This is a genomic window from Butyrivibrio sp. INlla16 (assembly GCF_900104155.1).
In the GTDB taxonomy this organism is placed as follows: domain Bacteria; phylum Bacillota; class Clostridia; order Lachnospirales; family Lachnospiraceae; genus Butyrivibrio.
The window spans coordinates 22,502-30,245 of sequence record NZ_FMYB01000049.1 but is presented as its reverse complement, the minus strand read 5'-3'; the positions used below and the strand labels follow the sequence as shown (position 1 = coordinate 30,245).

General features: G+C 43.0%; 8 protein-coding genes. 3 read left to right on the top strand and 5 right to left on the bottom strand.

The window, feature by feature from the left end:
* Positions 1-350 precede the first annotated feature (350 nt).
* Positions 351-1,742, bottom strand: a complete 1,392-nt coding sequence (asnS, locus tag BLR42_RS17940) for an asparagine--tRNA ligase (RefSeq protein ID WP_022761068.1) — start codon at positions 1,740-1,742, stop codon at positions 351-353.
* A gap of 30 nt (positions 1,743-1,772) precedes the next feature.
* Complete coding sequence (gene tig / locus BLR42_RS17935; RefSeq protein WP_091872118.1) at positions 1,773-2,984, bottom strand: trigger factor; 1,212 nt, start codon at positions 2,982-2,984, stop codon at positions 1,773-1,775.
* 171 nt (positions 2,985-3,155) lie between these two features.
* Between tig and BLR42_RS17930 the strand changes: the two genes are divergently transcribed.
* Complete coding sequence (locus BLR42_RS17930) at positions 3,156-3,629, top strand: hypothetical protein (protein WP_022761066.1); 474 nt, start codon at positions 3,156-3,158, stop codon at positions 3,627-3,629.
* An 87-nt stretch (positions 3,630-3,716) separates the two neighbouring features.
* Here BLR42_RS17930 and BLR42_RS17925 read toward each other — a convergent pair whose 3' ends face one another.
* Positions 3,717-4,358, bottom strand: a complete 642-nt coding sequence (locus tag BLR42_RS17925) for a hypothetical protein (RefSeq protein ID WP_022761065.1) — start codon at positions 4,356-4,358, stop codon at positions 3,717-3,719.
* A 243-nt stretch (positions 4,359-4,601) separates the two neighbouring features.
* Between BLR42_RS17925 and ispE the strand changes: the two genes are divergently transcribed.
* Entirely contained in the window at positions 4,602-5,477 is an 876-nt protein-coding gene (ispE, locus tag BLR42_RS17920; protein ID WP_330387394.1) for a 4-(cytidine 5'-diphospho)-2-C-methyl-D-erythritol kinase, read from the top strand.
* Positions 5,478-5,514: 37 nt separating this feature from the next.
* Complete coding sequence (locus BLR42_RS17915; RefSeq protein WP_091872111.1) at positions 5,515-5,949, top strand: YwiB family protein; 435 nt, start codon at positions 5,515-5,517, stop codon at positions 5,947-5,949.
* Between the two features lie 30 nt (positions 5,950-5,979).
* Here BLR42_RS17915 and BLR42_RS17910 read toward each other — a convergent pair whose 3' ends face one another.
* Together BLR42_RS17910 and BLR42_RS17905 are read right to left on the bottom strand one after the other, a co-directional pair.
* Positions 5,980-6,885: a dihydroorotate dehydrogenase gene (locus BLR42_RS17910; protein WP_091872108.1), complete on the bottom strand. Its 906-nt coding sequence runs from the start codon at positions 6,883-6,885 to the stop codon at positions 5,980-5,982.
* A 31-nt stretch (positions 6,886-6,916) separates the two neighbouring features.
* The gene (locus tag BLR42_RS17905; protein ID WP_091872105.1) at positions 6,917-7,717 is read right to left on the bottom strand and encodes a dihydroorotate dehydrogenase electron transfer subunit; all 801 of its coding nucleotides are present in this window, start codon (positions 7,715-7,717) and stop codon (positions 6,917-6,919) included.
* Positions 7,718-7,744: the final 27 nt, after the last annotated feature.

Here is a 7,744-nt window from a genome sequence, read left to right as displayed (position 1 = left end):
ACTGTTTTGTCTCAGGATCATAATGAGATGTAGACTCGTAAACGGCAATCATTCCAGTCTTTTTGTTTGTGTACTTCACTATCGACATCTTTCATCCAACCTCCTTAACTGTACTTGGTACTATTTATTATATATCATACCAATATTTATGTCAATACGTGTATTGGTATTATTTAGTTATATAGTACCATTATTTTCCACAAACTTTCAATCAGAAATTAGTGCAAAATGCAGAGAGGCCGTAACCCCAGACATAATCTGAGTTTACGACCTCTTGCATCAATCAGCACTTATATATTTTTAGTCAATCATTAGACCGTGAATAGTAACATTCAGATAATATGCTCGAATTACAGCTCACAGTTTCCTACTGTACGAGGGAAGGACTCAACGTCGCGGATATTGCCCATACCTGTAAGGTACATTACGCAACGCTCGAAACCAAGTCCGAATCCAGCGTGACGAACTGAACCGTAACGGCGAAGATCAAGATAGAACTGATAATCTTCCTTCTTAAGGCCAAGTTCATCCATTCTCTTTTCAAGAGTCTCGAGATCATCCTCTCTCTGGCTTCCACCGACAATCTCACCGATTCCGGGTACAAGACAGTCAGCAGCTGCAACAGTCTTGCCATCCTCGTTAAGTTTCATATAGAAAGCCTTGATTTCCTTCGGATAATCAGTTACGAATACAGGCTTTTTGAAAATCTCCTCTGTGAGATATCTCTCATGCTCAGTCTGGAGGTCACAACCCCAATCTACCTTGTAATCAAACTTATCATTGTGCTTCTTAAGAAGCTCAACCGCCTCGGTATATGTAATTCTACCGAAATCGCTGTTTGCAACATTCTTAAGTCTTTCGATAAGTCCCTTATCTACAAATGTGTTGAAGAACTCCATCTCAGCAGGTGCATTCTCAAGTACATAGTTGATAACATACTTAAGCATAGCCTCTGCACAGTCACAATCATCCTTAAGATCTGCAAAGCACATCTCGGGCTCGATCATCCAGAACTCAGCAGCGTGACGTGTTGTGTTTGAGTTCTCTGCACGGAATGTGGGACCAAATGTGTAAACATTCTTAAATGCAAATGCATAGGTTTCAACGTTAAGCTGTCCTGAAACAGTAAGGTTTACCGGCTTTCCGAAGAAATCCTTTGAATAATCAACTTCTCCGTCCTCAGTCTTGGGAACATTGTTCAGGTCCATTGTTGTTACCTGGAACATCTCACCTGCACCCTCACAATCACTACCTGTGATAAGCGGTGTGTGAACATATACGAAGCCTCTCTCCTGGAAGAATGAGTGAATAGCATATGCTGCAAGTGAACGAACTCTGAAAACTGCCTCAAATGTGTTTGTTCTTGCACGAAGATGAGGAAGTGTTCTCAAATACTCAAGAGAGTGACGCTTAGGCTGAAGCGGATAATCGGGAGTTGAAGGTCCCTCGATCTCAATACCTGTTGCCTGCATCTCGAAGGGCTGCTTTGCATCAGGAGTCATTACGATCTTACCTGTAGCAATGATAGCTGCTCCTACATTGAGCTTGCTTACTTCTGCAAAGTTGCTAAGCTCATCAGAATAAACCACCTGAAGGGGTGAAAAATATGTACCGTCATTTAATACAACAAATCCGATAGTCTTAGAATCACGGATATTACGGATCCATCCGCCAACCGTCACTTCTTTATCTGCATATTTTTCCGGAGCTGCAAAGAGCTCTCTGATATCTGTCAGTTCCATATATACCTCCGTATCTGTCCGTTATTCGGATCAATCTGCGCTTTCTGCTTCCTCTGCTGCGTCTGTCTGTGCTGCTTCATCAGTCTCTGCTGAACTGTCTGCCTCTGTCGCATCGGCTGTAGGCTCTGTAACAACTGCATTTGCTGCAAGGAACTCAATAACTTTATTTGTAAGGAGATTCTCCTTCACATTCTCAACATCAACTGTCTTCTTGTACTCATCAAGGCTGGCAACCGACTTACCTTCTTCGGCAGTAGCATTTGCATTAGCCATATCGGTATTAAGCTTCTCGTTGAGTTCGTCCTCTGTTACCTCAATACCCTCAGCCTCAGCAATTGCTCCAAGCATTATGAACTGATTTGCAAGTTCAACCGACTTATCTGCAAGATACTCTTCCTGCTCTCCTGTAAAGCCATCCTGTGACATCAGCATTGAAAGAACCTGGTCTGTTGAATAATTGGTACCGTAATTTGTTGAATAATATGATGCAACAAGATTTGCCTGATCTGTGTACAATCCCTTAAAGCGCTCAAGGGCTGCAGCAGGAGCCTCTGAAAATTTACAATTATCGGTAACAGCTTCAAGAATCTTATTATTTACTTCATTCTGATAATCTGTCTGCTTTTCCTCGAGAAGTCTGCTCTTAAGATATGCCTTAAGTTCATCAATAGTAGATACATTCTCTATTCCAAGTGAAGCTGCATAAGCATCGTCAAGATCGGGCTTAACTTTTATGCTGTTGACCTTTACCGTGAAAATAACATCTGCACCGGCAAGCTCGGCAGCGCCGTAATTCTCAGGGAAAGTAAGATTCAAATCTCTTGTCTCACCAATCTGTGCTCCGATAAGACCGTCCTCAAAACCATCAATAAAAGAATGTGAGCCTATTGTAAGATCATATCCTTCAGCAGTACCACCATCGAATACCTCGCCGGTATCTGCTCTTTTACCGGAATAATCGATATTGACTGTATCACCCTCCTGAACTGCTCTGTCTGTTACCTCAACAGTAGCCTTCATGGAAGAGCTTATATACTGCATGTACTGCTCAACCTCTTCGTCTGTAACTTCAGGGGATGCAACTTCTATGGACAATCCCTTGTACTCTCCAAGCTTTACATAATCTGTAAGTTTAATATCCTTAAGGTATGCAGCATCGGCGTTTTTGCCTGCCTTGGCACATCCTGTAAGTGCTCCCGCAGCAATTACCGCAGCCATCATAACTGACACTATTTTTTTCATATAACATTTACTCCTTGAAAACAAAAATCAAACTTTTTTAATACTAGCACAGTTTCTACTTATGTTAAAGTATTTTGTTGCCTGTAACCGCATTCAATGATAAAATACTTTTTGCGCGATGTTTTTCGCTAGTCGCAACAATCAGTTTTTTGTATAGTTTGGAGGAATGTTTTGAATCCGGTATTAATCGTATTATTAGTAATTATTGCAGTTCTTATTATAGGTCTTGTTGTACTGACCATTCTCGGTAAGAAAGCCCAGAAGCGTCAGGAAGAGCAGCAGGCACAGATGGAGGCTATGAAGCAGAGCATTTCCATGCTCGTCATTGATAAAAAGCGTATGAAGATCAATGAGGCAGGTCTTCCTTCTGCTGTTTTGGAGAACACTCCCAAGCTTCTTCGTCGTTCCAAGCTTCCGATCCTCAAGGTTAAGGTTGGTCCCCAGATCATGAATCTTGTCTGCGATGAAAAGATCTTTGATTCTGTACCTGTTAAAAAGGAAGTTAAGGCTGATGTGAGCGGAATCTATGTTATAGGTGTTAAGGGTATCCGCGGCGGTGTTGCTCATAAGGAAGAGAAAAAGGGATTCTGGAAGGATCTCATTTCCAGAGCTCAGGAGAAGGCCGGCGCAAAGCCCCTTAAGTAATCCGATACTTTAATAAAATACTACAAAATAAGGACTGTGGCATATGCTCACAGTCCTTTTCATTATTCAATATTTAATTTGTAAAAATCATGCTTCAATTTCACCGGTCTCAGCAGTTGTTTCATTATTCTTTTCAGCCATTTCGTCAAATCCCTTCATGACTGCATCGTAGGTCTGCTTTGAAATATCCGGCAGTTCTTTGCCCCAGGCCTTGGTTGCTTCCTTAAATCCCTTTTCAAATGCTGAGCGCATCTTTTCGATCTGACTGGGATCTCCGCCTGTAAGAGCATTTGCAAAATCGAGAATACGCTGTGAGGTCTGCTTTACGCCCCAATAACCATCCTCAGATATCTCTTCCTGCGCTTTCTTCTTTGCAAGTTCATCAACCGTATAGTCGCCGCTTGCAAGGAAAGACCAGATATCATCGGCTTTTCCGATGGCGTTTCCCTGTTTGGAAATCATCTGGGATACAATATCCTTCAGCTGATTGGTTCTTTCCTCCAGGTCGCTCTTTAGCATATTGACAACTGCTTCGTTCTTTGTGTAAGTCTTATTGGTTGTAGGTGCTGCCACACTATCCGACTTCTCATAAACCGCAGCTTTTCCGGTATCTTTTGCCTCAGCGGTTTTCGCTGTTTTATCCTCAGATGTTGATTCTGCTACCTTTGCGGTCGTCGTCGGCTCGTAATACGTGGTTTGGTCTACACCCGTAACTCCGTTTACGCCCATATGAACTCCTTTTCTACGCCAAATGATCTGACGCCGATACGACTGGTATGCCAAGGCATACTTACAGTATTACTCATCTTGTTTATCGACTCTTTTCAATTTAACCTTAAGTATTTTTTTAGCTATTTTCAATTAAATAATTATAAAATTTGTACTATTACCATATACTTCTCCGCAAAATGTAAACTATTTATAAAGTATGGTATGATACTTACAGTTTGATGATTGAAGGAGGATATTCTATTGATTACAAGAAAAGCATACGCGAAAATAAATTTAGGCCTCGACGTAATCGGAAGACGCGATGACGGCTATCATCTCGTGCGAATGATCATGCAGAGCATTAACCTGTCAGACGATCTATGCTTTGGAAAAAGAGACGATAATAAAATTGTAATAGAAACATCTGATCCCAGAATTCCCACAGATGAACACAACCTGATCTATAAAGCAGCAGATCAGCTTCGTTCTCACTGTAATGCCGCAGACCTGGGTGTGACTATCCGCCTTGAGAAGCACATACCCATGGCTGCCGGAATGGCCGGTGGCAGTACCGATGCCGCTGCAACATATATAGCGCTTAATGAGCTCTGGAACCTTGGTCATAATACCGAGGATTTATGTGCTCTTGCAGTAAAAAAAGGTGCGGATATTCCCTACTGTATAAAAGGTGGCACTGCCCTCTCAGAAGGAATAGGAGAAGAGCTTACGGCTCTGCCGGACATGCCCTCCTGTCATATTGTAATTGCAAAGCCACTTCTTGACGTATCGACCGCTTGGGCTTACACGACTCTTGATTCGGCACCCATTGCAGAGCATCCGGACATTGACGGAATAAAATCTGCCATAGAAGAGGGCGACCTTACCGGAATAACTGATCGTCTCGGCAATGTTTTAGAGCCTATTACATCCGGAAAATATCCTGTCATAGAGGAAATAAGGCAGATTCTTCTGGCAAATGGTGCGAAAGGTGCACGCATGAGCGGAAGCGGTCCTACAGTATTCGGTATTTTTGAGAATAAGGATCTTGTCAGCGCAAATAACGCCATAAAGGAACTGCAAAGCAGAGGCATTGCCCCTGAGCTTTTCCTGACAAAGCCCATTAACTCAAATTTATAAGTCCATTACAATTATATTTTTATAAAGCGGAGTATGAATGAACGGAACACTTAAAATCGTCGGCTCCCATGATCACGGCGACGGAACTCCCGAAATAATAAAGCAGGAGTTCCCGGCAAGCTGCGACCAGCAGGGAACCACCTACATAATCACATATACGGAAGATATGTCAGATACTCCCGGAGAGGCACCTGCAGTTACTTCCCACAGGCTTGAGATCGGCGAGGGCTTTCTTCGCATGGTTCAGACCGGTGCTTTGGATTCGGAGCTATATTTTTCGCTGGGAAAAACCTGGAACACCGACTATAAGACTCCCTACGGCCTGATGAAAATGACTGCCATAACAAGGCATCTCATGATTGAAGAAAATCCAAAAAAAATCACCGCCCATGTACAGTATGAACTGCAGCTGGACGGCGATAAAATCTCGGATTCAAAGGTAAGGATATCCTTTACCCCGGATAATATGTAATTATTTAAACTCTACCGGCGTGGTGAATACTTATTTCACTGCGCCGATTATTTCATTAATATCCGATATATTCTGCTCTTCCATATATCTCTCAATACCTTCTATCACATTTATCGTGGTATAAGGATCATGAAAATTCATAGCTCCTACTGCTACCCCGGATGCTCCTGCAAGCATGAATTCGATGGCATCCTCTGCTGTCGCTATACCACCCATTCCGATAACCGGGATTTTTACCGCATGTGAAGCCTCATATACCATGCGAACAGCAACCGGCTTTATGGCAGGCCCCGACAAACCGCCGGTTTTATTTGCTATGGCAAAGGTTTTCCTGTAAATATCAATCTTCATTCCGGTAATTGTATTTATTAGTGAAATAGCATCCGACCCTGCTGCCTCTGCAGCCTTAGCCATCTCTGAAATGCTTGTGACATTCGGGCTGAGCTTCATTATGATCGGCTGTTTTGTATGCTTTTTGATTTCTTTTGTGATTTCAAATAAAGCATCCGGATTCTGCCCGAAAGCTATTCCGCCCTCCTTAACATTGGGGCAGGATACGTTGATTTCAAGCATATGAACCGAATCCTGATCTGAAAGCCTCTCGACAACGTCCACATAGTCCTGCGTACTCTTCCCACACACATTGACAATAACTTTAGTATCAAAGTCCTTAAGAAAAGGCAGATCTCTCTCTATCATTACATCCACTCCGGGATTCTGAAGTCCAATGGCATTTAGCATTCCGCCATATACTTCCGCCACTCTCGGTGTTGGATTTCCCGGCCACGGCACATTGGCAACACCTTTTGTAACAACGGCACCAAGTCTGTTCAGATCTACAAATTCCGAGTACTCCATGCCGGATCCAAAGGTACCGGATGCGGTCATTACGGGATTCTTAAAAGTAACTCCTGCAATTGTAACTGCTGTATTCATTCTAATCTCACCTCGTGAAAATTTTTACATTTTAAAGTTCAAGATCATCTGCATCAAACACCGGTCCATCCGTACATATTCGTGCGTTGTTTACATGTGAATGCTCATCTATATTCTTCGTCTTGCATATACATCCAAGACAAGCGCCTACTCCGCAGGCCATACGCTCCTCCAGGCTTATATAAGCTTTTGCACCTATTTCCGCAGCATATGCTGCCACTCCCCTAAGCATGGGCATAGGGCCGCAGGCATAGATAATATCTGCCTGAACCTTATTCTCTCTGCAGGCGTCTATGACATTACCTTTAGTCCCTACGCTTCCGTCCTCGGTGGCAATAAGGAGATTTCCGTACTTTTTAAATTCGTCCGCAAGAAAATTGTCCGAATTCCTGTAGCCCATTACCATAGTAACCGACCCGGCTTTTACTCCCTCATTCCCTTCATGAAGGGCTTTTGAAAGACCAAGAAGCGGCGGAACACCGATTCCTCCGCCTATGATAAGAACCCGCTTTCCTTCTGCCTTATCAAGCGGAAAGCCATTTCCCAGAATCCCAAGAATACTTATGCTTTCTCCCGGCTGATAGAGTGCAAATTCTGCAGTTCCGCTTCCTGCTATTCTGTATACTATTCTGAGTTTTCCGTTTTCCCTGTCATACTCACAGATACTTATGGGCCTTGGAAGAAGAGTGGACTTATTCTTTGGATAAATCCCGACAAACTGGCCCGGATTTGCATCCTCCGCCAGGCTTGTTTCAATAGTGATATCCATTATTCCGTCCGCAAGCACCCTCTGTTCCAGCACTACCGCGTCTATTTTTTTCTTTTTAGACATTTCTTTCCTCCGTATATTAAGCGTATA

Bases quoted from the DNA above. Each gene is read 5' to 3' on its own strand.
- BLR42_RS17925 (WP_022761065.1), bottom strand. From the start codon at position 4,358: ATGGGCGTAAACGGAGTTACGGGTGTAGACCAAACCACGTATTACGAG.
- BLR42_RS17910 (WP_091872108.1), bottom strand. From the start codon at position 6,885: ATGAATACAGCAGTTACAATTGCAGGAGTTACTTTTAAGAATCCCGTA.
- BLR42_RS17905 (WP_091872105.1), bottom strand. From the start codon at position 7,717: ATGTCTAAAAAGAAAAAAATAGACGCGGTAGTGCTGGAACAGAGGGTG.
- tig (WP_091872118.1), bottom strand. From the start codon at position 2,984: ATGAAAAAAATAGTGTCAGTTATGATGGCTGCGGTAATTGCTGCGGGA.
- BLR42_RS17915 (WP_091872111.1), top strand. From the start codon at position 5,515: ATGAACGGAACACTTAAAATCGTCGGCTCCCATGATCACGGCGACGGA.
- asnS (WP_022761068.1), bottom strand. From the start codon at position 1,742: ATGGAACTGACAGATATCAGAGAGCTCTTTGCAGCTCCGGAAAAATAT.